General features: G+C 66.3%; 1 protein-coding gene. It reads left to right on the top strand.

From position 1 onward, the window contains the following. Positions 1–205 (top strand): hypothetical protein (locus tag AC5RVZ_RS32215; RefSeq protein ID WP_494069656.1); only part of this gene is annotated, 205 nt, incomplete at both ends.

The following is a 205-nucleotide window of genomic DNA, read 5'->3' as shown; positions in this document are numbered from 1 at the left end:
AACACGCCCACCGCTATTGACCGGGGCAACCGCTACTTCATCGTGCGAGACGACCCAGAGCCCTCGGCTCTCGCCGAGCGTCACAACACCCTGCAGCAGCGTGCCGAAGGCACACGCCTGGGTATTCCCAATGTCATGGCATCCAACCCCCGCAACCACGTTGCCGCGGAGTCGATCGCCGGACACGCCGAAGCAGCCGGCGGGC

The sequence above is a fragment of the Arthrobacter sp. Cza30 genome, assembly GCF_059090765.1.
The sequence above is the reverse complement of the archived record's forward strand: the minus strand, read 5'-3'. Positions and strand labels throughout refer to the sequence as shown.